Annotated in this window: 23 protein-coding genes, 1 tRNA gene and 1 other RNA gene; 15 read left to right on the top strand and 10 right to left on the bottom strand. The window is 68.6% G+C overall.

Annotation, left to right across the window (positions count from 1 at the left end):
* Nucleotides 1-283: 283 nt before the first annotated feature.
* From purD to ffs, 3 genes are all read right to left on the bottom strand, one after another.
* On the bottom strand, nucleotides 284-1534 hold the full coding sequence (purD, locus tag ACIQRW_RS34350) for a phosphoribosylamine--glycine ligase (protein ID WP_403768199.1): 1251 nt from the start codon (nucleotides 1532-1534) through the stop codon (nucleotides 284-286).
* Nucleotides 1535-1729: 195 nt separating this feature from the next.
* Nucleotides 1730-4000 (bottom strand): DNA polymerase III subunit gamma and tau, encoded by a 2271-nt coding sequence (locus ACIQRW_RS34345; protein ID WP_403768196.1) that lies wholly within the window; start codon nucleotides 3998-4000, stop codon nucleotides 1730-1732.
* A gap of 135 nt (nucleotides 4001-4135) precedes the next feature.
* An RNA gene (gene ffs / locus ACIQRW_RS34340) (signal recognition particle sRNA small type) lies at nucleotides 4136-4230 on the bottom strand.
* 133 nt (nucleotides 4231-4363) lie between these two features.
* On the opposite strand from ffs, the gene ACIQRW_RS34335 reads away from it, so the two are divergent.
* Together ACIQRW_RS34335 and ACIQRW_RS34330 are read left to right on the top strand one after the other, a co-directional pair.
* Nucleotides 4364-4451 (top strand) — tRNA-Ser (locus tag ACIQRW_RS34335).
* Between the two features lie 388 nt (nucleotides 4452-4839).
* Nucleotides 4840-5538 (top strand): class I SAM-dependent DNA methyltransferase, encoded by a 699-nt coding sequence (locus ACIQRW_RS34330; RefSeq protein WP_403768193.1) that lies wholly within the window; start codon nucleotides 4840-4842, stop codon nucleotides 5536-5538.
* On the opposite strand, the gene ACIQRW_RS34325 is transcribed toward ACIQRW_RS34330, so the two are convergent.
* From ACIQRW_RS34325 to ACIQRW_RS34310, 4 genes are read right to left on the bottom strand one after another with little or no spacing between them, the layout of a single operon-like run.
* On the bottom strand, nucleotides 5518-5976 hold the full coding sequence (locus ACIQRW_RS34325) for an NUDIX domain-containing protein (RefSeq protein ID WP_403768190.1): 459 nt from the start codon (nucleotides 5974-5976) through the stop codon (nucleotides 5518-5520). The two genes, ACIQRW_RS34330 and ACIQRW_RS34325, sit on opposite strands and share 21 nt — an antisense overlap.
* A 53-nt stretch (nucleotides 5977-6029) precedes the next feature.
* Nucleotides 6030-6944 carry an FAD-dependent oxidoreductase gene (locus ACIQRW_RS34320; protein ID WP_403768187.1) on the bottom strand — a complete coding sequence of 305 codons (915 nt, stop codon included), beginning with the start codon at nucleotides 6942-6944 and terminating at the stop codon, nucleotides 6030-6032.
* 4 nt (nucleotides 6945-6948) lie between these two features.
* Nucleotides 6949-7518, bottom strand: a complete 570-nt coding sequence (locus tag ACIQRW_RS34315) for an isochorismatase family cysteine hydrolase (protein WP_365080055.1) — start codon at nucleotides 7516-7518, stop codon at nucleotides 6949-6951.
* A gap of 22 nt (nucleotides 7519-7540) precedes the next feature.
* Complete coding sequence (locus ACIQRW_RS34310) at nucleotides 7541-8674, bottom strand: helix-turn-helix domain-containing protein (protein WP_403768184.1); 1134 nt, start codon at nucleotides 8672-8674, stop codon at nucleotides 7541-7543.
* Between the two features lie 209 nt (nucleotides 8675-8883).
* On the opposite strand from ACIQRW_RS34310, the gene ACIQRW_RS34305 reads away from it, so the two are divergent.
* The 9 genes from ACIQRW_RS34305 (at nucleotide 8884) to ACIQRW_RS34265 (ending at nucleotide 19087) form a co-directional block, all read left to right on the top strand.
* Complete coding sequence (locus ACIQRW_RS34305) at nucleotides 8884-9351, top strand: NUDIX domain-containing protein (protein ID WP_403768181.1); 468 nt, start codon at nucleotides 8884-8886, stop codon at nucleotides 9349-9351.
* 3 nt (nucleotides 9352-9354) lie between these two features.
* Complete coding sequence (locus tag ACIQRW_RS34300) at nucleotides 9355-10002, top strand: hypothetical protein (protein ID WP_403768179.1); 648 nt, start codon at nucleotides 9355-9357, stop codon at nucleotides 10000-10002.
* Entirely contained in the window at nucleotides 9999-11798 is a 1800-nt protein-coding gene (locus ACIQRW_RS34295; protein ID WP_403768176.1) for a DUF4254 domain-containing protein, read from the top strand. Before ACIQRW_RS34300 ends, ACIQRW_RS34295 begins: the two co-directional genes overlap by 4 nt.
* A 47-nt stretch (nucleotides 11799-11845) precedes the next feature.
* Nucleotides 11846-12421 carry a phosphoribosyltransferase domain-containing protein gene (locus tag ACIQRW_RS34290; protein ID WP_403768174.1) on the top strand — a complete coding sequence of 192 codons (576 nt, stop codon included), beginning with the start codon at nucleotides 11846-11848 and terminating at the stop codon, nucleotides 12419-12421.
* Complete coding sequence (locus tag ACIQRW_RS34285; protein ID WP_403768171.1) at nucleotides 12418-13578, top strand: glycosyltransferase family 9 protein; 1161 nt, start codon at nucleotides 12418-12420, stop codon at nucleotides 13576-13578. Before ACIQRW_RS34290 ends, ACIQRW_RS34285 begins: the two co-directional genes overlap by 4 nt.
* Nucleotides 13575-14711, top strand: coding sequence for a hypothetical protein (locus tag ACIQRW_RS34280; RefSeq protein WP_403768169.1), 1137 nt, complete (start codon nucleotides 13575-13577; stop codon nucleotides 14709-14711). Before ACIQRW_RS34285 ends, ACIQRW_RS34280 begins: the two co-directional genes overlap by 4 nt.
* Nucleotides 14696-15457: an SDR family NAD(P)-dependent oxidoreductase gene (locus ACIQRW_RS34275; protein ID WP_403768166.1), complete on the top strand. Its 762-nt coding sequence runs from the start codon at nucleotides 14696-14698 to the stop codon at nucleotides 15455-15457. Before ACIQRW_RS34280 ends, ACIQRW_RS34275 begins: the two co-directional genes overlap by 16 nt.
* Nucleotides 15450-16064 (top strand): histidine phosphatase family protein, encoded by a 615-nt coding sequence (locus ACIQRW_RS34270; protein WP_403768163.1) that lies wholly within the window; start codon nucleotides 15450-15452, stop codon nucleotides 16062-16064. Before ACIQRW_RS34275 ends, ACIQRW_RS34270 begins: the two co-directional genes overlap by 8 nt.
* Before the next feature lie 548 nt (nucleotides 16065-16612).
* Nucleotides 16613-19087, top strand: coding sequence for an SIR2 family protein (locus ACIQRW_RS34265; protein ID WP_403768160.1), 2475 nt, complete (start codon nucleotides 16613-16615; stop codon nucleotides 19085-19087).
* Nucleotides 19088-19507: 420 nt separating this feature from the next.
* Here the strand turns inward: ACIQRW_RS34265 and ACIQRW_RS34260 are convergent, their stop codons facing one another.
* On the bottom strand, nucleotides 19508-20596 hold the full coding sequence (locus ACIQRW_RS34260; RefSeq protein ID WP_403768157.1) for a macro domain-containing protein: 1089 nt from the start codon (nucleotides 20594-20596) through the stop codon (nucleotides 19508-19510).
* A gap of 556 nt (nucleotides 20597-21152) precedes the next feature.
* Complete coding sequence (locus ACIQRW_RS34255; protein WP_403768154.1) at nucleotides 21153-21965, bottom strand: hypothetical protein; 813 nt, start codon at nucleotides 21963-21965, stop codon at nucleotides 21153-21155.
* 1084 nt (nucleotides 21966-23049) lie between these two features.
* Here ACIQRW_RS34255 and ACIQRW_RS34250 point away from each other — a divergent pair.
* The 3 genes from ACIQRW_RS34250 (at nucleotide 23050) to ACIQRW_RS34240 (ending at nucleotide 24723) form a co-directional block, all read left to right on the top strand.
* Nucleotides 23050-23955 (top strand): phosphorothioated DNA-binding restriction endonuclease, encoded by a 906-nt coding sequence (locus ACIQRW_RS34250; protein WP_403768151.1) that lies wholly within the window; start codon nucleotides 23050-23052, stop codon nucleotides 23953-23955.
* Between the two features lie 67 nt (nucleotides 23956-24022).
* Nucleotides 24023-24301 (top strand): CopG family transcriptional regulator, encoded by a 279-nt coding sequence (locus ACIQRW_RS34245; RefSeq protein ID WP_403768148.1) that lies wholly within the window; start codon nucleotides 24023-24025, stop codon nucleotides 24299-24301.
* Entirely contained in the window at nucleotides 24298-24723 is a 426-nt protein-coding gene (locus tag ACIQRW_RS34240; RefSeq protein ID WP_403768145.1) for a type II toxin-antitoxin system VapC family toxin, read from the top strand. The genes ACIQRW_RS34245 and ACIQRW_RS34240 overlap by 4 nt, the downstream gene beginning before the upstream one ends.
* A gap of 442 nt (nucleotides 24724-25165) precedes the next feature.
* Here ACIQRW_RS34240 and ACIQRW_RS34235 read toward each other — a convergent pair whose 3' ends face one another.
* A complete protein-coding gene (locus ACIQRW_RS34235) occupies nucleotides 25166-25489 on the bottom strand; it encodes a hypothetical protein (protein ID WP_403768142.1) in 324 nt (107 codons plus the stop codon).
* Between ACIQRW_RS34235 and ACIQRW_RS34230 the strand changes: the two genes are divergently transcribed.
* Nucleotides 25475-26200 (top strand): response regulator, encoded by a 726-nt coding sequence (locus ACIQRW_RS34230; protein ID WP_403768139.1) that lies wholly within the window; start codon nucleotides 25475-25477, stop codon nucleotides 26198-26200. The genes ACIQRW_RS34235 and ACIQRW_RS34230 overlap by 15 nt on opposite strands.
* Nucleotides 26201-26210 lie beyond the last annotated feature (10 nt).

Genomic DNA, 26210 nt, shown 5'->3' with positions numbered 1-26210 from the left:
GCACCGACATCGCAATGCCGGTGGGCCAAGTGCCCGAACGCCTGCGCCGCACCCTAGTTGGGGCTCCGGCAGCCGTCATCCGGATGGCCCAGTCGTCACCCGATGGAATGGCTTTGGGCAAAGCTGCTGACGTGTTCGCGTCCATAGGTAAGCGCCCCGGCCGACCGTTCGCTGCCGCGCCCCGGACATGGGGCAGCCCCTCACGCCTTCCGCGTACGCCGGTGGCGTACGGGGGCGGGCGGAGGGGCTGCGGGGGCCTGGGGGGCCGATGACCGGGGCGGGGTCAGCCCCGGGAGGCCTTCAGGGCGATGTCCGTACGGTGCTGGGAGCCGTCCAGGCGGATCCGGCCGAGTGCGGTGTAGGCACGCTCCCGGGCCGCCGTGAGGTCCTTGCCGGTCGCGGTCACCGAGAGGACCCGGCCGCCCGCGCTGAGCACCGCATCGCCCTCGGCACGGGTCCCGGCGTGCAGGACGTACGCGTCGGGGGCATCCTGCGCCGCGACGTCCGCGAGCCCGTCGATCGGGTCGCCGGTGCGCGGGGTGTCCGGGTAGTTGTACGAGGCGATGACCACGGTGACCGCGGCGTCGTCGCGCCAGTTCAGCGGCGGCAGGACGTCGAGGGTGCCGTTGGCGGAGGCGAGCAGGACACCGGCGAGCGGGGTCTTCAGCCGGGCCAGCACAACCTGGGTCTCCGGGTCGCCGAACCGGGCGTTGAACTCGATGACCCGTACGCCGCGCGAGGTGATCGCGAGGCCCGCGTAGAGCAGCCCGGAGAAGGGCGTGCCCCGGCGGCGCAGCTCGTCGACGGTCGGCTGGAGCACGGTCTGGAGGACCTCGTCGACCAGCTTGGGGTCCGCCCACGGGAGCGGGGAGTAGGCGCCCATGCCGCCGGTGTTCGGGCCCTCGTCGCCGTCGAGGGCGCGCTTGAAGTCCTGGGCGGGCTGGAGCGGCAGCACGGTGGTGCCGTCGGTGATCGCGAAGAGGCTGACCTCGGGGCCGTCGAGGAACTCCTCGATGACCACACGGTCGCAGGAGAGCGCGTGGTCGCGGGCGGCGGCGACGTCGTCGGTGACGACGACACCCTTGCCGGCCGCGAGGCCGTCGTCCTTGACGACGTACGGGGCGCCGAAGGCGTCGAGGGCCTCGTCGATCTCCGCGCGGGTGGTGCAGACGTAGCTGCGGGCGGTGGGAACGCCGGCGCCGGCCATGACGTCCTTGGCGAACGCCTTGGAGCCTTCCAGCCGCGCCGCTTCGCCGGAGGGACCGAAGCAGGGGATGCCTGCCGCGCGCACGGCGTCGGCGACCCCGGCGACGAGCGGCGCCTCCGGGCCGACGACCACCAGCCCGGCGCCCAGCTCGGTCGCGAGGCGCGCGACGGCGTCACCGTCGAGCGCGTCGACCGGGTGCAGTTCGGCCACCTCTGCGATGCCGGCGTTGCCGGGGGCGCAGTACAGAGCGGTGACATCGGGGTCGAGGGACAGAGAGCGGCACAGGGCGTGTTCGCGGGCGCCGCCGCCGATGACGAGGACCTTCACGGGGTGCAGCCTAGCCGCCGGGCGCGGGGAGCCCCGACGGCCGCCGGTCCGTGGACGGGCGGCCTCCCGTTCTCGCCGCCACCGCGTCAGCGCGTCCTGCCCGTCAATGCGTCCTGCGCGTCACCGCGTCCTGCGCGTCACCGCGTCAGTGCTCGTCGCTCCTCGCCACTCCTCGTCACTGCCCGCCGCTCCTCGTCACTGCTCGTTGGTGAACTCCTCGACGACCGTGGCGCCCAGCTCGCGGACGATCAGCTCATGGCCGGAGAGGGCGGAGTCGACGAGATCCGGATCGTCGGCCTCCGGGGTGTCGTCCTCGGGGGCGACGTTACGCGGCGGCTCCGCCCCGTAAGAGCTGTGGGAGGACTCGGGAGCGGGCGTGGCCTCCCGGCCCTGCGGCGGCGCGGAGGCAGGCGGCTGCTGCTGGGGCGGTGGCGCGTGCTGCCCCTGCGGCGAGGGTGCGGACTGCTGGGGGGCGGAGTGCTGGGGCCGGGGCTCGTACGCGACCGGGGCGGCGGGGGCTGCCGGGGCGGGCTGGTACTGCGGGGCGGGGCGCCCGGCGCCCGCGCCGGGGCCCGGGGGCGCCCCGCCGCCACCGGAGGTGTCGATGACCGCTTCGATGCGCCACTGGGCGTTGAACCGTTCGACGAGGGCCTGCTTGAGGATCTCCTCGCTGCCGCTGCTCGCGAAGTTGTCCCGGGCTCCCGCGTTGAGGAAGCCGATCCGGAGCGTCGTCCCGTCGAACCCGGCGACCTGGGCGTTCTGACTGAGCAGGATCCAGGTGAAGCGCCGGCGGCTCTTGACCGCCTCCAGGATGTCCGGCCACATGTTCCGCACCTGGGCGGCGCCCTGGGCCATGCTCTGACCGCCCTCGGGTGCGGCCGGGGCGGCGGGGGCCGCCGGGGTGGCCGGAGCGGCGACGGGCGGCGAGGTGGCGGCGGGGGCCGGGCCGCTGCCGGGGGCGGACGCGGTGGGCCAGCCGCCGGGGCGACGACCTTGGTCCGCGCCGGCCGCGGCGGGCCAGGACCCGGGCCGCTGGGCGGGCTCGGCGGCGGGCGGGGCGGCCGGGTAGGCCTCTGCGGGGGCCTGCGGGGCGGGCTCGGCGGCGGGCGGCGCGTAGGCGGGAGCGGCGGGCGGTGTGTAGGCGGGGGCGGCGGGCGGCGCCTCGCCCCGTACGGCGGCACGGGCCGCGTCCGGACCCGCGGCCTGGGGGGCATGAGCCTGGGGGGCATGCACGTCGGGGCCCGGTGCGTACCCCATCGGGGCAGCGGCGGCGGGCGGGGCGGCGAACCCGGCGGCAGCGGCGGCCGAGGCCCCGCGCTCCAGCCGGTCGAGGCGGGCCTGCAGCGACCGCTCGTCGTCGTAGGCGGCGGGCAGCAGGACCCGGGCGCAGATCAGCTCCACCTGGAGCCGCGGCGAGGTGGCCCCCCGCATCTCCGTGAGCCCGTCGTTGACCAGGTCGGCGGCGCGGCTCAACTCGGCGGCGCCGAAGACGGAGGCCTGGGCCTGCATGCGCTCGACGACATCGGCGGGGGCGTCGATGAGCCCCTTCTCCCCTGCGTCCGGCACGGCGGCGAGGATCACCAGATCGCGCAGCCGCTCCAGGAGATCCGCCACGAACCGACGCGGATCGTTCCCGCCCTCGATGACCCGGTCGACGACCTCGAAGGCGGCGGCCCCGTCGCCGGCGGCGAAGGCGTCGACGATCGAGTCGAGCAGGGAGCCGTCGGTGTATCCGAGGAGCGAGGTGGCCATGGCATACGTCACACCGTCGTCGCCCGCACCGGCCAGCAGCTGGTCCATGACGGACATCGAGTCACGCACGGACCCGGCCCCGGCGCGCACGACGAGCGGGAGGACGCCGTCCTCGACGGGGCTGTTCTCCCGCCCGCAGACGTCGGCGAGATAACTGCGGAGGGTCCCCGGGGGCACCAGCCGGAACGGATAGTGGTGCGTACGCGACCGGATCGTCCCGATGACCTTCTCGGGCTCGGTCGTCGCGAAGATGAACTTGAGGTGCTCCGGCGGCTCCTCGACCACCTTCAGCAGGGCGTTGAAGCCCGCCGGGGTGACCATGTGCGCCTCGTCGATGATGTAGATCTTGTAACGACTGGAGGCGGGCCCGAAGAACGCCTTCTCGCGCAGATCACGGGCGTCGTCCACACCACCGTGCGAGGCGGCGTCGATCTCGATCACATCGATGGACCCCGGCCCGTTGCGCGCGAGGTCCTGGCAGGACTGGCACTCCCCGCACGGGGTCGGCGTGGGCCCCTGCTCGCAGTTCAGACATCGGGCGAGGATGCGCGCGCTGGTCGTCTTTCCACAGCCGCGCGGCCCGCTGAACAGGTACGCGTGATTGACCCGGTTGTTCCGCAGGGCCTGCTGGAGCGGGTCAGTGACATGCTCCTGACCGATGACCTCGGCGAACGACTCGGGGCGGTAGCGGCGGTACAGCGCAAGGGACGACACACCTACGAGGTTATCGGGGCCGACTGACAACCGGCCCCACACCGCCCGAGCCCTCACCCTCGGGCCTCCGCAAGCACAAGGCGCCGCTCCACCCGAAACCGTCCGGGGCCGCCCGGGCGACACCCCCCAGAAACGCAAAGGGCCCCCCACGCACCCGCCAGAGCCGACCTACCCTTGCTGCCTTCCGGCCCTGGGGGAGTTCAGTCAGATAGCGCCACGTGAGGGGCTGACGCCCACCTTAGCGGATCCCCACCCCCTCCGGTCCACCCGCCCGCCCCGCCGAACCACCCCTCAGCCCCTCTCCGGACGATCTTCGGCGAACGTGTTCGCGAGCACCCTCCAACGTCTTGTATTGTTTGCGGCGGAGGATTCGCCTAGTGGCCTAGGGCGCACGCTTGGAAAGCGTGTTGGGGGCAACCCCTCACGAGTTCGAATCTCGTATCCTCCGCCATTGCTCTCACCGGGCAATACGTCGAAGGGCCCCACCGCTTGCGGTGGGGCCCTTCGACGTGTGTGGTCTCAGTTTTGGTCTCAGTTGCGCAGGGCGGACGGCCATGGACCTTCACGGACACGTTTCGGCTCTGCCTACGATCAGGGGCCCTGATCGTAGGCCGCGTCGAGACCAAGATCTTCCTGGGCGACCAGCCTGAGGCTCGGCGGCCACGGCCGAGCCGCACCGACCCGAGCCGGCCAACCGGCCAGCAGAGAGGTCAACCTCAGTCTCCTGGTCATCCATCCTCGTCACCATCACCCAGCCTGGCTTAGGTCAGCGGGTCCGCGCCTCCCTGCAGGCCATCGAGACGTCCAACCCTGACAAGTTCTCCCGCCTGTTCGGCAACATGACGTGGGCCTCCGAGGAAGTGCTGTCGAGGGAGGTTCTGGCAGCGGTGATGCAGGCGATGGACCGCACCCCGAAGATGCACGAGGGCAACCTGTCCCACGACGTGCTCGGCGGCGCATACGAGTACCTGCTCAAGCGCTTCTCCGACGGGTCGGGTACTCGCGCCGGCCCGTTCTTCACCCCCCGCGAGGTCGTTGAACTGATCGTCGAAGTTCTGGAACCCAAGAGCTTCGAGTCGGTGTACGACCCGACCTGTGGGTCAGGGGGCATGCTCATCGCCTCCGCGAACCTGCTGAAGTCACGCGGTGGGCGTGGCTACACGCTCAGTTTGAACGGGCAGGAGGCCGTAGCGGAGACTGCGGGCGTGGCCCGCATGAACCTCTTCATGCACAACCTCACCCAGTTCAAGGTCGAGGTCGGCGACACCCTGAAGGATCCGCGGTTCACGGAGGCGGACGGCACGCTCGAGCGGTTCGATGTGATCCTCGCTACTGTAATCGCCGAGAAATGGGCCGCTGTCCAGGATCTCGCCGCCCGACCCGACACCCCCTGCGCCCGCGACGTTCTCCACGGCCTCGCACCAGAAGCACGCTCCCTTGCGCAAGCCTTGATCACCAGGCTCAACACGCCTGAACCCCTTGGGTGCCGGCACGGAATGCGCTGGCCTCAGAGAGCCTTACGTTCCCGAGCTGGATGAACGCCGAAGGGGCGGTGTCCGGCTTGGCCCGGATAACGAGAGTAGAGCCTCATCGAGATAGTCCCGTACCGGCTTGAACAGTCCGTAGGGCACGTAGTGCGGGATCTCGCCGTGCGCGACCCAAGCCAGATCGGCTACCTCGTCCGGACTCGCGATGCCCGCTTCGCCGCCAGAGCGTCTACACGCGATGTAGTGGATCTCCCAGCCGGTCATGGGGTGAACCCGTTGCCCGAGCACGATCTGGGGAGTCACCAGCAGCCCGGTCTCCTCCCGGGCCTCGCGCGCCGCCGCCTCCCCCGCACTCTCGCCGGATTCGATCTTCCCTGCCGGGAACTGCCACGAAAGCGCGCCCTCCGACACGCGCCGTCGCACGAGCAGCACCCGCCCGTCCTGCACGACGACGGCGGCTGCGACCGCCGGATTGACCGCAGTGGTCATGGACATCCCTTCCCGAGTGCGTAGGTCGTCGCGCGTATCCCACCGCTGTGGTCTCAGCCCTTGGTGGGCACGTCCCTGGCCGCGTAGTAGGCGTGCAGTGCGGCCTCGCTGCCTGACCCCAGTGCGGTCATGATCCGCTGGAAGCGGGCGGAGCGGAGGTCGCCGGCCACGATGACGCGGGGGTGCTGGTCGGTCGGCGGGCAGTATCCGTCCGGGCTCCGGGTGACATCGCCAAGCGGGGCGGTCGGGGCGTTGCCGATGCTGAGGTAGGCCGAATCCGCTGTGATCGTCCGCCGCGTGCCGTCCTGGCCCACTGCTTCCGCCGACACCGGGGTGCCCTCTGCGGCCTTCAACGTCAGGTGCTCGACGGGAACGAGGGTGACCCGGGAATCGTCCCGGATCTCCTCGATCTTGTACGCGTCAGCTGCCGGGTACGCCACGAGCAGGCGAGTGTCTGTGGTCGGGTGGGCGCGCAGGAACGTGCCGATCGGGCGGTCACCGCCCAGGACGAGAAGGGTGCGCCCCTGAGCGTCGTCAGCTTCGGCCTCCCAGAGCGGGGGCAGGGAGAGGGAGCCGGGGGCAGTGATCCAGGTGACGTCGTGGGGCTGGAGGGGGCCGACGCCGGTGGCGACGACAGCGTACGGGGCCGTGAGACGCGCACCGGTGTCGACCGTGACGGTCACCCGGTCGTCATCGGCGCGGAGTTCAGTGACACGCCTGCCGAGTTCGAGGCGGCACAGCTCGGTGCCCATCAGCTCCGCCACGATGGCGTCGGCCAGGTCGGGGCCGTTGGTGTGGCCGCCGAGGACGTTGTTCAGGGCCGGGATCCGGTAGAGATTGCGGCACAGCCGGTCCGGCTCGACCAGGATCGTGCGCATGCCCACGCCGGCGGCCATGCGGGCCGCGGCGCAGCCGGCCGGTCCTCCGCCGATGATGATCAGGTCGGTGTCGAGTGGTGTGTCGGCCATGAGGCTATTCCAGCACCGGGTCGGCAACACGCGTATCGAGTTGGCCCATCACATGCTCGACGTCCACGAGTTGGCCTGTTCCGATCAGGCGCCGGGCGACGAGCAGACCGGCGTCGTGGACGTCCGGGCCGGCGTCGCTGGCACAGGCGTCCGTCACGATCCAGGGTGCGTATCCGTGCTCAAAGGCGTCTGCGGCGGACTTCAGAACGCAGCTCTCGGTGGCGATTCCGCAGAAGACGAGGTCGGTCCAGCCGGCCCGTCGCATCAGTTCTGCGGCCTCGGGTGTGAAGAGCGTGTATCCAGTCTTGTCGACGCCTGCGTGCGCGTGGCCCGCCGCCTCGGCGAGCTCGGGAACGATGTCGGTCTCGGGTGGTTCCTGGAGTCGGCGCCATTGGAAGAAGCGCTCGTAGGGGCTGTCGGGATAGTTGAAGTACCGGGTGAAGACGACAGGGCGCCCGGCGGCGGACCATCTGGCGACGAGGTCGGCGACTGCGGGCACGACGTGGCGACTGTGGTGGTTCACAAAGCCGTTCTGCATGTCGATCACGACCAGTGCGGCACTGCTGATGTCCATCGGCTCTCACTCCTGCCCGTTCTCAGCCGGCGCTCTCGCGCAGAGCTTCCTGCGCGGTGCGCAGCCGTTCGGCCAATCCGCTGGTCTTCATGATGGCCTCCCGCATCAGGACGTGCTGCGCGGTCTCCTGAGCACGGGCGGTGGTGAGCCGGGAAGCGGCGGCACGCAGGAATCGCCAGCCGTACCGCTCCGGCATGGAGGGGTCCTGGCCGTCCTCGACCATCTGCTGGATGTGGCGGGTGAAACACCACAGGGCCTGGACGGTCAGCTCGCAGGCGACCAGCTCATCGGTGGTGAGGCTGCGCTCGCTGGAGTGGGAGGCGTAGGCGACGCCGGACCAGCCGGCGTAGGCGGTGGACACTCCCCGTACGCCGAAGGAAACGATGTCCGGGTGGTCGAAGCCGGTGGCAAGAAGCGACTCCTCGACCGTGCAGGCCAGGGGCGCGGGACCACCCGGCGCCCCGCGGTCGACCAGAACCGAGGGAGTGGAGAGCAGGCGCAGCGCGGTGTCGTAGGCGTCTCCGGCCCACGGGCCGGAGGTGAGGCAGTAGAGGGAAAGGACGTATTCGGGGTTGGGGGCCCCGGCGTGGTCGCCTTCGAGGAGTTCGCGGATCTTGTCCCGGGCCCAGGGGAGGTCGGACGCGTAGGAGCGGTAGCGCCAGACGGCCAGGTCGGTCAGCGCGGCAGGTTCGTGCGGCTGGACAAGGTGGAAGACGGCTACCCCGCAGGCGAAGACGTGCAGGACACAGCTCTGCGCCTCGGGGTGGTCCAGTCGGGTCGAGGAGGACTCCAGCCACTGAGCGCCCTCGCTCGGTGTCAGATGCTCCCGGAGCCGGCCGGCGCGCTCGACACCGATGAAGACCGGCAGGAACTTGTGGGAGTCGACTTCTATCCGCCCTGTGACAGGTGCAGCCGCGTCACTCATTCCCAGCGCTTCCGCGAACCGGGTTCTCGCGTCCTCGGGTGAGCGACCGAGCGCGGTGTCGAGAATTCCCTGAGACTCGGCGCGAGGCTGGTAGCCGGCACCGCCTGCCTCCCAGTTCGACACAGTGCGGTCGCTGACCCCCAGGTACGCGGCGAAGTCCCGCAGGCTCATGCGCAGGGCGTCGCGTAGCAGCCGGGCTTCCCGGCCGGACCATCTCTGCACCGTGACCACCGTGGCACCCCCTGTCCATCACCCGGTGGAACGACCGAACGACCAGCGTAGCCAGCCTTGTTCAGCAGTGCTGCGGCATTGCTGCAGCGCCCGTACATCACACTCCGCAACCGTCTTGCTCCATGCTGAATCCACTGCGTCGGGGCCGGCCACTGCCAGGCGGCCCCTCCGCCGTTCTCTCCTGTACCACCACCAGAAGGAGCACCGGCATGACCGACATCGTCAAGCGCAACGCACGCGCCATCCTCCTCGACGGCGACGAACTGGTCCTGATCAAGCGCACCAAGCCGGGCAGGGAGCCGTACTGGGTGACTGTCGGCGGAGGGGTCGAGGCGGAAGACGCGACCATCGAGTCGGCTCTGCACCGCGAAGTGTTCGAGGAGCTCGGCGGCAAACTGGCGCGCGCCGAACTGGTCCACCTGATCACCGACCAGTTGGAGGGCGGCGTCGGCGTCCAGCACATCTTCGCCGCGCGCCTGGAGTCGATGGACCTGGCCGCGCGTACGGGAACGGAGTTCGCGAAGCCGGAGCGGGGCGAGTACGAGGTGGTACGCGTCCCGTTCACCGGCGAGGCGGTCCGCGAACTGAACCTGATGCCCCCGGAGCTCGCCGAGTTCATCGCCGCCAACACGTGCGCGATCACCTCCGTCCTCGACACCCCGATCCGCGAGGCGTGAGCAATGACGCAAGCCCCGGATTTCGTCAGCCTCAACGGCCCTGACAACGTCGGTAAGACGACCCACTTGGTGCGGCTGGCCGAACGCTGGGACCGCTTCCAGCCGCTGGGCGCGGTCCACGAGCACGATCCCGAACCCTGGGCACGGGTGGCCGCCGGCGACTACGCCCGGTGGTGGTTCGAGACATCCACGACCGTCGAGCTGACCGAGATGCTGCTCGCCGGTCATGCCAAGCGGGCCGCCGCACGCGAGACCGGGCGTACGGGTCTGCTGGACCGGGGCCTGCCCATGCTGCTCGCCGTGGCCGCTGCGACCTGCGTGGTCAAGGACGGGCTGACCGTCGGCGAGGCGTTCAGGACCGTGACGGGAATCGCCGGTTCGCGGGCTGCCACACCCGAGACGTCCATCCTCCTGCTCCCGTCATCCGACGCCGAACGCAGCTACGCCATCACCAGCGCCCGCGAGGGCCGCCCCTGGACCGGGATCTACCCGGAGTACCAGAAGACGCTGCATGCGGTTCTGCTCCACCAGGTCGACCATGGCGAGTTCACCGCGGTCGTCGACTGCGAGGACCGCCCCTTGGAGGCCGTGCACAGCGACGTGCTCGATCGCCTCGGCCTCAGCCGACTCACCGACGGGAGTCCCCGATGACGCAGCACTCCCCGCCCCTGGTGCTACCGCCCAGTCTGTCCCGCACCGTGGCAGCGCTCCCGGACAAGGACCGGAACCGCCTGGACGACACCATCACCCGGCTCCACACCGTCAACGGGCGCCTGTGGGACACCGAGGACCGGGTGCGCGGCGCCTTACTCTCCGCCGCCCAGGTCGCCGACTGCAAGCGCGAGATCGACCAGCTCAACGCCGAACGCAACCTGCTCGCCGAACGGGCTGACGAGGTCCTGGGCTCACTGGCCGACGCAGGCCGCGCCGACGCACCGCTGCACACCGAGACGCTCGCCTCCGTCGTCGACCGCCTCTCGGTGCTGACACTGAGGATCTGGCACAGCGAACGGGCGGCTGCCCGCGACGAGTTGGCCCGCCGACGTGTCCCCGCCCTCCACGGCCAACAGGAGGAACTGTGCGCCGCCCTCGACGCGCTGGTCTCCGACGTCGTCGCAGGCCGCCGCCGGCTCCCCGTACCGGCTCGCTTCAAGCTGTACGGCCGGGACGACGCCGCTCCCGCAGAGATCAAGCCGAGTCGGCGGCTGCGCCGGGTCCTCGCCTTCGGTGGACTGAGCGAGTGCGGCAAGAGCACCAGCGCCGAGTTCGTCCAGCGCACCTGCGGTGCGCAACGCTTCAAGATCGGCTTCCTGTTGCGGCAGGCGGCCCACCGGGAGGGCCTCGCAGACCCGTACGCCCTGTCGGCCCGTCGGCAGGCCGAGCTGCTGCTCGGTGAGCTGAACCGTTTCGCGGACGCGCACGTCGACACGGAGCTGTTCACCATCGAGTCCGTCCACGACGACGCCTCGATCGCCGAGCTCAAGCGACTCATGGGCGACGCGCTCCAGATCGTCTACCTGGACGCCTCGTTCGCCCTTCGCGTCGAGCGGTCCGGCACTCCGGCACAGGCCGTCGCCGCGAAGGACGAGATCAAGATGAGCCGTGGCGCCCACCAGGTAGCCGCGCTCGCCGACCACGTCATCGACAACACCGGCAGCATCGCCGCCCTCCGCGCCCGGCTCCGGCGCATCGCGGCCCCGCCCGCATCCACGGCGCTGCGCGCGGCCACTCCGTACGGGCTGGGACTGCCTGCCGCCGTAGCCTCGTCGACGGCCGACTTCACCGACGCGGTACGGGCCTACGGCCCCGGCGTACGGCTCGCCGCACTGACCGGCAGTCCCGGCGGGGGCAGCTGGATCGCCGGCTGGTCCGACCTGGACCTCCTCGTGATCGCCGAGCACGAGGCCATCGGCCGGGTACACGAGGCCCTGGAGCAGTACCGGACCGCCCTCGGCGGTGCGGCCTCCCTCGGCCCCACCCTCGTCACCCCCGGCGAACTGACCGCCCGGCGCCTCACCCCGCGCCTGGCGTTCGTCCTCCACCAGCTCCAGCAGGGCAGCCCTGTTCTGCATGCCGCACCCAGCCTCGAACTGCCGACGATCAGCCGAGGCGAGCTGGCGTTCGCCGCTGTCCGGGAACTCCCCCAGGTCATCCTGACCATGCGCCGTCTGCGCGCCGACGCGGGGCCGACCGCACTGCGGCCGCTCTACAAGCACCTTGTGCTCGCCTGCCGCCTGCTCCTGCGCGAGCACAACCAGTGGGAGTCCGGCCCCGATCGGATCCTCGCGGCGGCCTCCCACATGCCGGGCCTGACGGCTCTCTCGGTGCCCTCTCTGGCCGAGATCTCCAGCGCTTGGCGCGACGGCGAGGCCGAGCTCGTCCTCAAGCCCGTCACCATGGCCGTCGACCAGCTCCTCACCTGGTACGCCGTCCAGCTCGCCGCCTGAACAGGCTTTCTCTCCTTCCTCGTCCTCCGTCCGCCAGGAGCTTCGCCATGCCCGAAACCATCGCCGTGCCGTCCTTCACCGCCCGGATCGTCGAACGGCTCAGCGTCGGAGCTACGAGCCGCCGCGAGCGCGTCATCCATTCCCTGGACGGCCTGGAGCACCCGGTCCACCCCGATACCCTCGCCACCACCGGAGCCGACCTGTGGCGTCTGCTTCAGGAGCAGGTGCCGGACGGGCTCGGCTCCGTGGACTTCCTCCTCGGCCTGGACGCCGGCGGCATCCTGCCGACCGTCTCCCTCGCTGGTGCCGCCCAGCTCCCGTACAAGATCGCTTGGAAGCTGCACCTCCCGCTCGACGGGGCGGTCCGCTTCAGCGAGCCCCACGCGATGCGCACCGACGTCTTCGCGTACGGCATCACTCCCGAACAGCGCATCGTGATCGTGGACGACGAGATCACCACTGGCCGGACCCTGGCCGACCTCACCCGCCGCCTCCGCGAGGCCGGCGCCGTCCCGCTGGCGGCGGCCTGCCTGGTGGAGGACACGACTCGCGGAGGCCGCGACCTGCTCACCGACCTCGGCCTGCCGCTCGTCTCGCTCACCACGATCGAGGGCACGGCATGACAGCGGTCGCTCCGGCAAGGATCCAGTTTCACCACGGCTCCCTGGTCATCCCCGCGGGGGCCGTCCACACCACCCCGCTCGGGTACGACCGGGACAGCGTCCCCATCGGCGCACCGCTCCCGCTGGCCGCCTCCGCCGAGCTCGTCCACCGCCTGAGCGGGTGCGGCGAGATCGTCGTGGCCTTCGAGGGGAAGCTCGGTGACACACTCCTCGCACTGTCGGGGGTCCGCGCGGTCCTCGACTGGCTGCGGCTGCGGTCGGTACGCCTGGCCGTCCGGGCGGTGGGGCCGTACGCGGGGCTGATCGCCCGCACTGGGCTGATCACGCAGCCCCAGGCCACCACGCCCAACGGCTGGCGGGCCGTGATCGGCGACCGCACGGGTGTTGAGGCACACGGCTCGGAGGCGGCGGTGAGCCTGGTGCTCGACCCAGCCGCCCCGCCGTGCTGGTCGAGCGACGGCCGCGCCCACGCGGACCTGCCCGCCCGCCATTACCTGGCTCTGGAGCGCCGCCTCGGCATCCGCCTGCCCCGCACGGCTCCTTTCGCTCCCACCCTCGCGACCGGGCCGAACAAGCTCGTGGAGGAACTGCGCTCGGTGGGCTGGCTGGGCGGTCTGACCATCGCCGCCATCACCGCCACCAGTTGGCCGGAGCGCAAGGACTACACCGCCCAGCGCTACATCGCCCTTGCCGAGCACATCGCCGAGGCAGAGCAGGCCCAGGCCCGGCTGCTGCTCATCGGCGGCAACCCAGGCCACGGCCTCCGCGTCACGGCGGAGGCTCCCCGGCGCCACGTGCAAGCCCTCCACATCGACGGGATGCCAGCCGACGGCCTCGTCGACCTCTTCCCGCACTGCCACCTGATCGTCGGCAACGACACCGGCCTCACCCACCTCGCCGCGATGGCGCGCGGCGGCCAGGATCGCGGTGGCCCGCCGGTCATCGGCCTGTACGCGCGCCACAGCCACAGCAAGTGGCGCACCGGCCTGCCGCACCACCACGCCCTCGCCGCCAACCTGTCCGACCGCATGCACCAGGGCGACCTCTGCCCCGTCCGCGACGCCATCGCCCCGGACACGGACGTGCACATGGACGCCTTCCCGCCCGCCACGCTGGCCCCGGTCGGCCTCGAACTACTCAACGAGGTGGGGCGATGACCTCCCAGACCCTCCTTCGGGTCGGACCGGTGCGGCGCTTCACCCGCAACCTGCTCTGCCCGGTCGACCTCTTCGGCCACTCGCTGCTCCTGAAGTACACCCGCAACCCGGCCGAGGCTCGCGAGGAGATCCGCGGCCGCGCCCGCCTGGCCCGGCACTACCGCGTCCCCGCCCTCCACGCCCACCTGCGCGTCCCGGGCGGACGCCTCCTCGCGTACGAACGCCTGCCCAGCGGCACCGACCAGGGACTTCTGCTCGACCTTCTCAACACAGACGGGCCGACCAGCCACCTCCACACCTACATGGACCAGCTCACGGCCGCGTACCAGGAGGTCATCTTCACAACGGCATGGCCGGCCGATCCGGCGCACGTCGTCCGCAAGCTGTACTGGGACCGCGCGGCCCCCGGCGGCCGACTCGACACGTACTACGCCGGCAAGGACTTCCTGATCGCCGACGGCCTCGTCGACATCCCGGTATCCCGCCTCAACACCTACGCCCTGAAGATCAACGGCCGCCGACAACACCTGGATTGGGCCGCCACCCTTCGCTGGCTGCGCGCGCACTTCGCCTCGGCAGAGCCGGTCTGGGCGGCCCTCACCCAGGGCGACCCCACCGACGTCAACCTCGCCCATCCGCTCGCCTGGTTCGACTACGACACCGCGGGAATGAACAGCATCCCCGGCGAGTTCGCCAACTTCCTCTGGTACGCCTCTGCTCTCGGCGGCTGGCTCGTACCCACCTACAACCCGACCGCCTTCGCCGACCACCCCGCCGCCTTCACCCACGTCCCGGCCAACACCCCCGAGATCCGACGAGCGGCGATCGACCACACCACCAGCACCATCCACATCGACTACACGCCGCGCCTCTCTGCACCCCGGCGAGCCGCCGTGACCGCGTACTGGAACAAGCTCGTAAGACCAGTCGCGGACCGTCTCTGGCCCGGCGAGGACCTGGCGAACCTGCTCCGCCCCTACCTCGCCATGCGCATCCTCGGCGTCTACAACCTGGCCGACCTGGCCTCCGAGGACCGGCTCATCCTCCTCGCCCGGCTCGCCGAGGCCATGAGCCCCACCTTCGACCCGACCACCTACTTCTGCCCGCTGGAGTCGCCATGCCCGGCCCCCTGAACGGTCGCACCGCCCTGGTCAGCGGAGCGACCGGCGGCCTGGGCTCGGCCATCGCCCGCCGTCTCGCCGCCGAGGGCGCCTCCGTCGCCCTTGCACACCTCGACGAGGACCAGGCCGTAGCCGAGCTCGCCGCCCACATCACCGGCAGCAGCGGCGCCGCAATCTCACTGGCAGCCGACCTCCGAGACGCCGAGGCCGTGCGCACCCTCTGTCACCAGGCCCACGACCAGCTCGGCCCGATCGACATCCTGGTCAGCAACGCCGGCGCCTACCCCCGCCGCCCGTGGACGGAAACAACGCCGGTTTACTGGAACGAGGCTCTGGCCTCTAACCTGACCAGCCACTACCTTCTCGCCCACGAGCTGACCCCTGCCATGACGGCCGCCGGCTGGGGCCGGATCATCACCATCGGCTCGGTCCTCGCCACGGCGGGCCGTCACGACCTCGCCGGCTACATCAGTGCCAAGGCCGGCCTCGAAGGACTCACCCGTGCCCTCGCACGCGAACTCGGCCCAGTCGGCATCACCGTGAACTGTGTCGCCCCCGGTTCCATCCGCGTCCCCGCTGAGGACACCGTCGTCGACGATCCGGAAGCCATGAGCGCCCGGCAACTCGCCCGCCAGTGCGTCCAGCGCCGGGGCCGCCCAGAGGACATCGCCGCGGCCGTCGCCTTCCTCGCCGCCGAGGACGCCGGCTTCATCACCGGCCAGACCCTGCGCGTCGACGGAGGCTGGATCCTTGGCTGACATCTGGCTCATGCGCCACGGCGCCTACGAAGGCCACCGCCCCGGCTACCACGCCCCGCACGAAGCCGCCCTCACGCAGGAGGGCCGCGAGCAGGTACGCCGCTCCCTGCCCCTCCCCGAGGGCATCACCGCGATCGTCACCAGCCCGATCCCCCGCGCCCGTCAGACCGCCACCCTCGTCTCGCACCTCACGGGCCTGCCGATCGTGGGCACCTCCGGCCTCCTTGCCGAATGGCGTGCCCCGAGCATCGTCCTCGGCCGCACGGCCGAGACCTACCCGCCGGCCTACCGCGCCTGGCGAGCTCGGCGCCTCGCCAACCCCTCCCTACGCTGCGAAGACGGCGAAAGCCTCACCGACCTCCACACCCGCACCCGCCACTGCGCCGCCTTCCTCCACCACACCGCCGGGCGCCACGACTCCATCTTGGCCGTCTCCCACACCCTCTTCCTCGGTGTCCTCACTCACCTCTCAGAAGGTCCCGCCGCCTTCACCACCGCCGCGAAGACGCCCTGGCCCTTCGCCGAGCTGCGCCTTCTGCCGGCCCATCAACGAGCGGCACCTGGCCTGCAGCGACCTCTCCGTAAGTGGACGCGCCCCAGCCACTAACCCCGCAGGGAAGCCCTCCTCTTCGTACGTCTTCCTCCACCGCTCCCGGTGCTGCCGGTCCCTTTGCCCCAGCCTGTTCACCGTGCCGAGCGACAGCAACGAGGCGCCCTTGTTCCACAGCGCGAGGTGATCGCGGACGCCGAGCCGGACACGATGCGCTTCCGCGTTTACCACCTATACGCCCGCCTCCCGAAGCACGCCCGTCAACGCTGACGGCTGCCGACCGTGGCCTGACAAACGATCACGACCTCGACGACACCTGGGGCGGAGCGGACACGCCACCCTGGACCCGTCGAATCCGGCGCGGCCGCAGCGACACGCGAAGATCTTGCCCTCGGCCCACCTGGAAAAACGGGATGAGCCAAGCCCCTCAACCAGCAGCGATCATCGCTGCCGGATCGAGCCAGGCCCATGACCAGCAGCTCATGATGCACAGTGTTCAGACGCTGACCGAATCCCTCACCGACGACCCGCTTCCTCCGTAGCATGGCGTCCCACAGCTCAGTTGGGGCAAAACCGGCCCACTAACATTGCGGGAGTAGCCAGTCATGGCCATGCACGATAGTGACGCGCTCGGTTTGGAGAAGAAGAAGCTCTTTGCTGCACGGAACGCAGCGCGTGGTGGTCAGTACCAGATGCTGCTGGGTGCCGGCGCCAGCGTAGGTGCAGTCAGTAGCTATGGCCCGATTCCGCTGGCGAAGGACCTCGTAACGATCCTCAAAGACCGTTATCCGAAAGCCCCGATCAGTGCAGGTGACCCTCTCCCGCGGGCCTACCAGCGTTCGCTAATGGTGAGTTCGGCAGACCACGTATGGGCCACCCTCTCCGAGATCTTCGGAGGCGCTAAACACCAGGAGTGGTTCGAGACGCTGGCGGGACTTCCCTGGTCGCGAGTTTGGACGTTGAACGTCGATGATGCCTTCGAGAACTCATATCATGGTGGTACCGATACTGGGAAACGAAGCCTGCGGACTATCAGCTGGGACGATCCCTACATCCAGACTGGCGACCTCGAGGTAGTCCACCTACACGGGCACATCCTTGGAAGCGAGTCCAGAAAGCTGGTCTTCTCATTCTCCGAGTACCAGGCCATGGCAAGTGTGAAGCCGGTATGGAATCAGGTGCTGGCCGGTGCCATAGGTGTCGATCCATTTGTTGTCTTTGGTGCCAGCATTCTGGGCGACCCCGACGTGGAAGCCCTGCTCCTGGCCAACCGGCCTGCAGCTCTGGCGCCCTCCTTCGTGGTGGATCCGTTCATCGGGGACGGAAACCGCTGGGAGCTCGAGCAACTGGGCTACAAGGTCCTCCGAATGACTGGCGAAGAGTTCCTCCATGCCTGGCAGGAGTCCATGGGACTGGACGAGGAGAGCGTGCGGAGCCTCGAGGAGACAGAGATCCTCTCGATCCCACAATTCGTGAAGCTCCAAACCAATCGGGTCGCACCAGTTCCTCATTCTCATGACTTCTTCGGCGGCGACGCACCAGTCTGGAAAGACATCATCGATCGTCGTCCTGCACTATTCCCCTGGATGACCGACGTCGTAGACCAGCTGAAGCAGTGGCTTGACAAAGGCGCGAACGAACCAACACTCCACGTCATCTACGGTCGACGCATGTCGGGTGTCTCCAGCGGTCTCCTGATGGCGTCGAGAGCATTCGCCGGCATGCACGTCGACGTTTTCTCATTCGACAAGTCCTCGCGGTTCAGCGTCCCAGCTGTACTGCGGGCGCGAAGCGGAAAGCGCCCGGCGGTCATTGTCATCGATTCCGGCGCGGACTTTTCAAACGACATAGATCAGCTGCTGCGCGAGGCTGCTACGAGCGATGCCAGCCTCTATGTCGTAGTCACGGAGTCTCCACAGAACGATCTCCGCCTGGAGGGAAGACTTGGGGGCGGCTACCAGAAGAAAATCACCCGGATCCCAGCTCGCCTCGACCACAAGGCAGCCAGTGCACTGGCTAAAAAGCTAGACGAGTTTGCTCGGCTTGGCTCGCTAGAACTGGAGAATTCGAACAGCCGGATCAGACACTTCAAGGGCCGCGACGTCTTCTCTGCCCTGATGGAGGTCGAGCATGCTATCGGCTTCCGAAAGCGCCTTGAGGGCGAAGTCCATGCACTAGACACGCCCTGGAAGCGAGACCTCCTCCTACTGTTGTCGATCGCTGCGCAAGGCGCCCGTCAGGTGGGCATCGTGGAGGCTGCAATCGCCGTCGGCCAGCCATCCGATCGCATGTCTCGGGAGATTCTTCAGGACAAACATCTCAGTGCTGTCGTCGAAGAGGTTGCACCTCAACTGGTCGCACGGCAGCGCGAGTATGCGATCAAGGCAATCGTCAACGAGATCGGCCCAGACCGAGCCATCGCGCGAGTGCGAGAGATGGTCGAGAATCTCGCCCCACTGGCTACTAGGCACAGCCTCCAGCAGCGCAACCGTCCAGTGCAGTTGGTTGGCTACCTGATGACCGCCAAGCAGCTACAGAAGAACTTTCCAAATGTCGACCTCGACATAGAATTCTATGACCTCATGCGGCCCCTCTTCGGCGACTGGAACGGCCGATTTTGGGAGCAACGAGCAATCTACGCGAAGGTGCGCGGCAATTGGGCAACTGCCGAATCGTTCGCAGCACGAGCAGTCGGGCTCTACGACGACGCTTTCACAAGGACGACCTACGGAACCATCCTTATCAACAAGGCTGCGAGCTTCGCGTCACTGGAGAGCCCGACCTGGCACGAGTTCTATACGAGAGGCCGCGCAGAATTTGCTATTGCCATGGAGCGCGAAAGCGGAAACAGAATCACTGTATTTGCCTACCTGACCGCAGGCCTGGACCTGGCCAAGTTCGTGGTGCCTTGGCAGGGCAAGGTTCAGGACGGATCGCCGGTCGGGTCGGTTGTAGAGCTCAAGGAGGACTGGGAGCGCACCTATAGCGGCTTGAGGATCTCGCTGGTCGGCGAGGAGAACTTCGAGTCAGCGCGACGTGCCGAGCAACTTTCCTCGCAGTGGCAGGCGATCTGGGCTTGATCCAACTCTTCGGCCGGGCCGTTGATTTCGCGCCGTCGGCTGGTCGTGCCGCTCCTCTGCACGGCCAGCCGCCGGGAACTGCGCCTGTCGTCGGCACGCTTAGCTTGACTCTTCAGGGATCTGAGAGTTGGCAAGGTCCATTGCTGGTGACTCGCCAGGATTCCGGTCGGGTCTCGTGTTTATCTGGGAAGTCCTGGGCAGCACCGGGCTGGCCCCGGCAGCTACGCATACCACTCCACGGGTACCGCACCGTGAAGTCCTCCTCCCACTACACAGGTTGTGCCTGCACACGCAACCTGCGAAGTCGTCGACGGGGCCTGCTCACCGAAACGGGGCGGACGGCCACCGGCATTTCGACAATCCATCGGACTTCGCGGCAGCCCCGGCCTGTCCTCCGACCTATGCATTCGCGCCGGGATTTCAGGTCCCCGTCGAGAGCTCGGGACGTGTGCCAAGAGCGATCCGGCAGACGGCCTCCTGCACATCCGTGTAGGCCAGTAGATAAACGACCCGGATACGAGATGCCGGATGGGCTTCGAAGTACCCCACAATGGCCGCCAGCAAAGTATCCGCGGTGCGTCGCAAATCACTATTGCCCCCGCCGGTTCCCAGCAGAGGCACGACAACTGAACGCAGCGGCTCCCCGGCCTCGGCGATCCGGTCAACCTCTAGCAGGATGTTGCGAGCGCATCGCGCCAGATCCATCACCTGGCGGTAGCCAGACCCTGGTTCCCCCTCGACCGCGGCAACATGCACGATCTTCCGAACCTGATGGCTCTCCAGTAGCTCACCCGGCCCGGTAACCACCACCTGGCCCGCCGATACGTGCTGCCGACCTTCCATACGCTCGGCGAGTTCTTTGGCAATGGCATCGCCGATCAAATATCCAGCTTCGTCCCGACGGCCTCCATGGTAACGGATTGCAGCGGAGACGGTCGGCTCGTCGACACGGGACATCTCCATGCGAGTGTTTTCCGGGTTGACCCACACATCGATGCCGAGCACATTCGCGAGATTTCCGGTAACCACTCCGATTCGGTGCCGCCTGCTGCCGCGAAGAGGAACGTCGTACCGGGTGGACTGTGCGAGTGGGCGCGGCTCTTCTTCCGAGAGGCGTCTACCCGACAACTCCCGTCGCAGGGCGGTGTTTTCGAGCTTGACCTTCTTCAGCTGGGCTGTCAATTCGTCCCGTCGACGGGTTTTTGCGAGCCAGGCGAAGGAGATCAGCATGAGGAAAGCGGCGAATCCCGCCGCACCGCTGAGGCCGAACCCCAACGCCTTGCCTTCTGTCAGCGAATCCGGGAAAACTGAGAAGAGGAAGAGCGCGGCGGCAAGCGAATACAGTAGAACGGAAGGAAGTTGGAGGGCGTACTGCCGCTCGGCCCGACTCGGCGCGGATGACCAGATCTGCAGGGCAACGCCAGCGACAGTGAGGATCGCGGTGATAGCGAGCTGCAACGGACTCAACGGTGGCGTCTCCTCTGCCTTGGACCCCTGCGGATCGATCATAAGGGCCGCCGTCCTCTCGCGGACCACGAACTAGCACTATTCATAGGCGGCTTGAGTGCCTTGCCAATCTGGGATGGAGACCAGGGACTTGACCTCGTCCGCGTGACCCCAGCGCCAGTACCTACTCCGCGACCGACGCCGCAGCAATCATCCTGTAGGAAGCCGCCCTCTACAGCTGGAACCTGGCCCCGCCGCTGGCCTGCCCTTTCCCGTCGGCGGGAAGGCCGGCACCGCAGTGCTCGGCGCGGTCCAGCAGATCGTGGACAAGACTCGCGCCGACGGCGGTGCTGGCCCGGCCGTCACCGCCCGGGCGACCCCTCCACCCTCGACCGCCCGCTCGTCCTCAGCGGCCGCAAGCCAGGCTGGATCTGCTTAGCAACCGACCTTCGCTCATCCCGGGAGGTCAGGCCTTCTGGTGCAGTTTCGGTTACATTCACCCACGTCCTGGCCGTTTAGAGCTCGGCTAACAGGCCGCTCCGCACAGGTCAGGGCTGCCCCCGACGGCCCCCGCCGGACCCCCATATTGCGAGTCGGCCATCAGCGGTCAGGGACTTGCTCACCTATTCGCGTCCGAGTTGGTGGAGAGACGAAGGATCTTTTCCCAGGTGACCACCAGGCCCGCCGCAGCGGCCGTGGCCAGGGCAACGCCCACGGCTGACGAAGCCAGGGCAAAGACGATGCCGGCGAGACACAAGGTGAACGCAGATCCCCGCAGCATCTGCTGCCGCCAAGCTCTGCGCTCGCGGCGACTTTGCAACAGACCATCGGCGGATACGTCCCCAGATGCGAGGTCTTGCAGCCGACCACTGGCGAGCACTTTCAGGATTCGCTCCACTTCGAGCAGAGCATGCTTCGCACCGTCGATCCGATCAAGCTCAACCCCGTCCCGAAGCTCACGCACGAGGGCAGCAGCTGTGGCAAGCCGGGCGACAACCTGGGGCATGGGGTTGCGGCCGTCAGGAAGCGCGCGCTGCACGGCATACCTCTCCAACGCGATGGCGAAGTCTTCCAACGCTCGGACTGCCGCAACGTGTGGGGCGTTGAAGGGCGATGCCCTGGGTGGCTCCCGCCCTTCCAATTCAAGAGGCTTGAGAAGTGCCTCGTAGGCCCTCCGCACTGTGACCGTCACGGCCTCGGTCGTCCACCGTTGCATGCCTTGGTTCGTGACAAGCGATGCAATCACGGCAGTGATCAACATAGGTGCCACCAGGGCTCCCATGACGAGGACGTCTCGCCAGACATGCCAGGTTGTGCGTTCAATGGCTGTTGCGAGGGCACCACCCGCTGAGACCGATGTTGCGATGGGGACGATCATCTTGAGGGCGAGTGCCCTCCTTGACACCTGGTACAGGACATCTTCGCGCTGCAAGTAGTCCAGCGTCGGACGGTCTGGGCGAGTCGCCAAGGAGCTGTCGCGGACCTGACGCACCAGGTGAGCGCGGCGTCGTCTTGCATGTGCCCGCCCGCGTACCCAGCAGATCCGTTCCAAGAGCGTCTTGTTACCTCGGCGCTGTGACGTAGCCGTCATGGCCAGGGCCCATAACGACATCGTCCAAGCAGTGAAGATGAGCGCCCCAAGCTCAGCTTTCGACATGCAGCTCCCCTCCAGAGCATCGTGGGGCGCTGCCCCATCGCATGTCCCTATCCCCTGGGGAGATCCGCAAAATGTCTTACTGTCAGTGAGAAAATCTGTGCGAGCAGGGGACCGCCGATGTGGTCACCGCAGCCCCGTGGTCGGTTGGAGAATCGGTCCAATGAGCTGGCAAGAAGACTCAGTTCCGTGGTCTCAGTCCTGGTCTCGTTCGCCTTCGTCCGGGACCGTTCAGAGTCCCGCCGATCACTGGCTCCACCGCAGGTCAGAACACTCCTGATCTTCCCCGGACCCCCAGACGAACATTTGGAAAGCGTGTTGGGGGCAACCCCTCACGAGTTCGAATCTCGTATCCTCCGCCATTGCTCTCACCGGGCAATACGTCGAAGGCCCCCGCAGCTCGCTGCGGGGGCCTTCGACGTTGGTGGTCTCAGTTCTAGTCTCATTCATTTCCGACATAAGAGACATTTCATTCCGCCGGCTTGCCGTCGCCTGGTCGAGTCACAGGACATCGCCTTCACCCAGAAGCGGGTCTCTGCCGACTCAGGACGCAAGCGTCCCCCGCGATCCGCCATTCTGGGTCTCACCCATGCCATCGACGCCGGCACAGCCATCACGGTCGAGTACGTCGCCGCCTCGGGCAACCGGACCGTACGTACCCTCAGCGAGCTCGTGCTCGACCCGCCCTACTTGTATGCGTGGTGCCACCTGCGCGACGACGAACGGGTCTTCACCCTCTCCCGCATCCACGGCGTCATGCCCGGGTAGTCGGGATCCGCGTCGTGGCTCGGTGTTCGGCCGGCCACTGCGGCGATGCCCCACGACCAAGCGCTGCGACGAGCCGCCACTACGATCGCCGACCATGGACTGGGTCGAGCGCACAGCACAGTTGAGGCAGTGGACGAGGAGCGGGACGCGGGCTCCGCACAAGCCGTTGCTGTTCCTGTACGCGCTCAGTCGGTTCCAGCAGGACGCCGATGACGAGCTGCGGTACAGCGCCGTGGAGGAGGACCTGCGGGGACTGCTCGCCGAATACGGTCCTGGTAACCGGACGACGCCCGCCTATCCCTTCCATCACTTGGTGAGTGACGGCGTGTGGGAGGTGCGCACCGAGCGCGGGCCGGGCAGCCCCGGGACCGGGGTCAGGGAACTGCGCGCGACCGGCGCCGCTGGGCGGCTGACGCCGGAGCTGAGGGCGGCGCTGCGGCGGGAGCCGTCTCTTCTCGGCCGGATGACACGGGTGCTGCTCGATCTGAACTTCCCGCCCTCCCTCCACGGCGAGCTGTGCGAAGCCGTCGGCCTGGAGCTGGAGGAGGCCGAGACCGCACTGCTCTCGTCCGCGCGCAGGCAACGGGACCGGCGGATGCGGGAGATGGTCCTGACGGCGTACGAGTACCAGTGCGCCTTCTGCGGGTACGACGGCAGGATCGGCGCGGTGCCGGTCGGGCTTGAGGCCGCCCATGTGCGCTGGTGGGCGTTCGACGGACCGGACGACGTCGAGAACGGGCTGTGCCTGTGCTCGCTGCACCACAAGCTGTTCGACAAAGGCGTACTCGGTCTCGGCGAAGGCCAAGGCAAGGGCCACCGCATCCTGGTCTCGCAGAGCTTCGTCGGCCACAGCACCGCCGCCCGCGAGCACGTCATCACGCTCGCCGACCGTCCGCTCATCGGCCCCCAGCCGGGCGTCCGCCCCATCGCCGCCGCCCACCGTTCCTGGCACACCAGCCAGGTCTTCTACGGCAGCCCACGCCCCGCCACGACCGCCTGACCGCCGACCTGGCGGTCACGAGAAGTGCACTGGTAAGGAGTGTGATACCAAGAGTATGGTCGCTTGTATGGCGACGAAGAAGGTAACGGTGACGATTCCCGAGGATCTCCTGGACGAGATCCGTGCGGAGGCGGCAGAACGGGGGATGTCGGCGTACGTCGCCGAGGCGCTGCGTTTCAAGCGCGACCGGGACCGGCTGCGGGAGCTGTCGGACTGGCTGCAGGAGGAACACGGTCCTCTGACCGAGGAAGAGCGCACCACAGCGTTCGAGGAGTTGGAGGGCCTCGACGCCGAGCATGAGCGCCGGCGCGCCGCCGGAACGCGCGGCGCCGGAGAAGCCGCGTGAGGAAGCGGTCCGGCGAACCCGGGCAGCGGCCGCTACGCGTCTTCGTACTCGACTGCGAAGCCCTGTCCCTGGCCGTACGCGGCGACCGGAAGATGATCGCGTGGCTCGACCTCGCAGCCCGGGGTGAGGCCGAGGTGGTCACGTCTCCGATGACGCTGGTCGAGGCGTACGACGGCAGAACCACCGAGCAGCGCTGGGACTGGGTACTCTCCCGGCTCGAAGTCGCTGACATCGGGAAGGACGAGGCCCGCCAGGCCCGCCGCCTGATGGCGGATGCCAATCTGCACGGCCACAAGTACGCGATCGACGCGATACTCGCCGTCATCGCGCGCCAGCAGAAGGGGCAGGTCACCGTCTTCACCTCGGATGTGGACGCCCTGGAGAGGTTGGTTCCGGAGTCGATCGTCGTCAAGAAGGTATGACCGGCCTCCGGTCTCAGTTCTGTATTGCCATCAAGGCCCGCGAAGGCGCGGGCGCGCGCTGGGCACGAGGGGGCAGGCGACGCACGCGCGAACTGTCTCCTCCTGGCGGGCCAAGGCCCGGTGGTGCATGGTCCACAGCCGGGCCTGAGTGGTACAGCTGATCGCAGCAGGTGTCCGACGGCCCATCCGTGGTCTCAGTTCTGGTCTCGTTCGCCTACGTACGGGGCCGTCCAACAGCCCATCCGTGGACCGCTCCGCCACAGGTCAGGACGCACATGACCCCCGCCGAACCCCCATACGAACATGTGGAAAGCGTGTTGGGGGCAACCCCTCACGAGTTCGCATCTCGTATCCTCCGCCATCGCTCTCACCGGGCAATACGTCGAAGGCCCCGCAGCTCGCTGCGGGGCCTTCTGCGTTCTCGGAACGGCCTCGGCCCGGTTCAGCGGCACAAGGCGGTGTCCACCGCGCGTTCGAGGGTTCTGCGGGCCGTCTCGCCGGTGAGCTGTTCGGTGACCGTGATGTGGGCGGCGCGGCCGTCGGCGGTGACGCCGCCGCGGGTCTCGTACCCCGGGAAGCTGCCGCCGTGGCCCCAGGAGAGGCCGCCGCACGGCAGATCCTTCTCGACGTCCGGCCACGGCCTGCCCGGACTGGCCGAGCGCGTCCGGCTGCTGCACGGGGAGTTCGGGTCCGGTCCGGACGGGACGGGGCACTGGCGGCTGGCTGTCCGGCTGCCGGTACGGGCGTCCGCGTGAGGGAATCCCACGCGGACCAGGACAGAGCCCTCCCTGCGGAAGCCGGCCCCGCTGCCCCCGCCGGCCCCACCGTCACCGTCGTGGTCGCGGACGACGACGAGGTGACCCGCAGTGGTCTGAGCATGCTGCTCGCCGCACAGCCGGGGATCTCGGTGCTCGGCGAGGCCGCCGACGGCGTCGAGGCGGTCGACCGTGCGCTGAGCCTGCGGCCGGACGTGGTCCTGATGGACGTGCGGATGCCGCGTCGCAACGGGATCGACGCCACCCGGCAACTGCTGGCCGAGGCGGCCGACCCGCCGAAGGTCGTGGTGATCACCACCTTCGAGAACGACGGTTACGTCACCGCCGCCCTCAGCGCGGGTGCCAGCGGCTTCGTCCTCAAACGGCTCCCGGTCCGCCGGATCGCCGAGGCGGTCCGGGTGGTGGCGGCAGGCGAAGCGGTTCTCTTTCCGGCCGCACTGGGCCGTATGGTCGCCGCCCGCCCGCTGGGCTCCGCGGAGGCCCTGCCGCAGGCCGCCCTGACCGGCCGGGAGGAGGAGGTGCTGCGCCTGATGGCCACCGGGCTCACCAATCCGGAGATCGCGGAGTCCCTCACGGTGAGCCTGGAGACGGTCAAGACCCACGTCGGGAACGTGCTGACCAAGCTCGGTGCGCAGAACCGGACCCATGCGGTGGTCATCGCCTACGAGTCCGGCCTGGTGGTCCCGCGCTTCGCCGAATGACTCGGCTTCC

Origin of the sequence: Streptomyces sp. NPDC091287 (assembly GCF_044768525.1) — a bacterium.
Lineage (GTDB): Bacteria > Actinomycetota > Actinomycetes > Streptomycetales > Streptomycetaceae > Streptomyces.
This window is presented reverse-complemented; position numbering and strand designations above follow the sequence as displayed.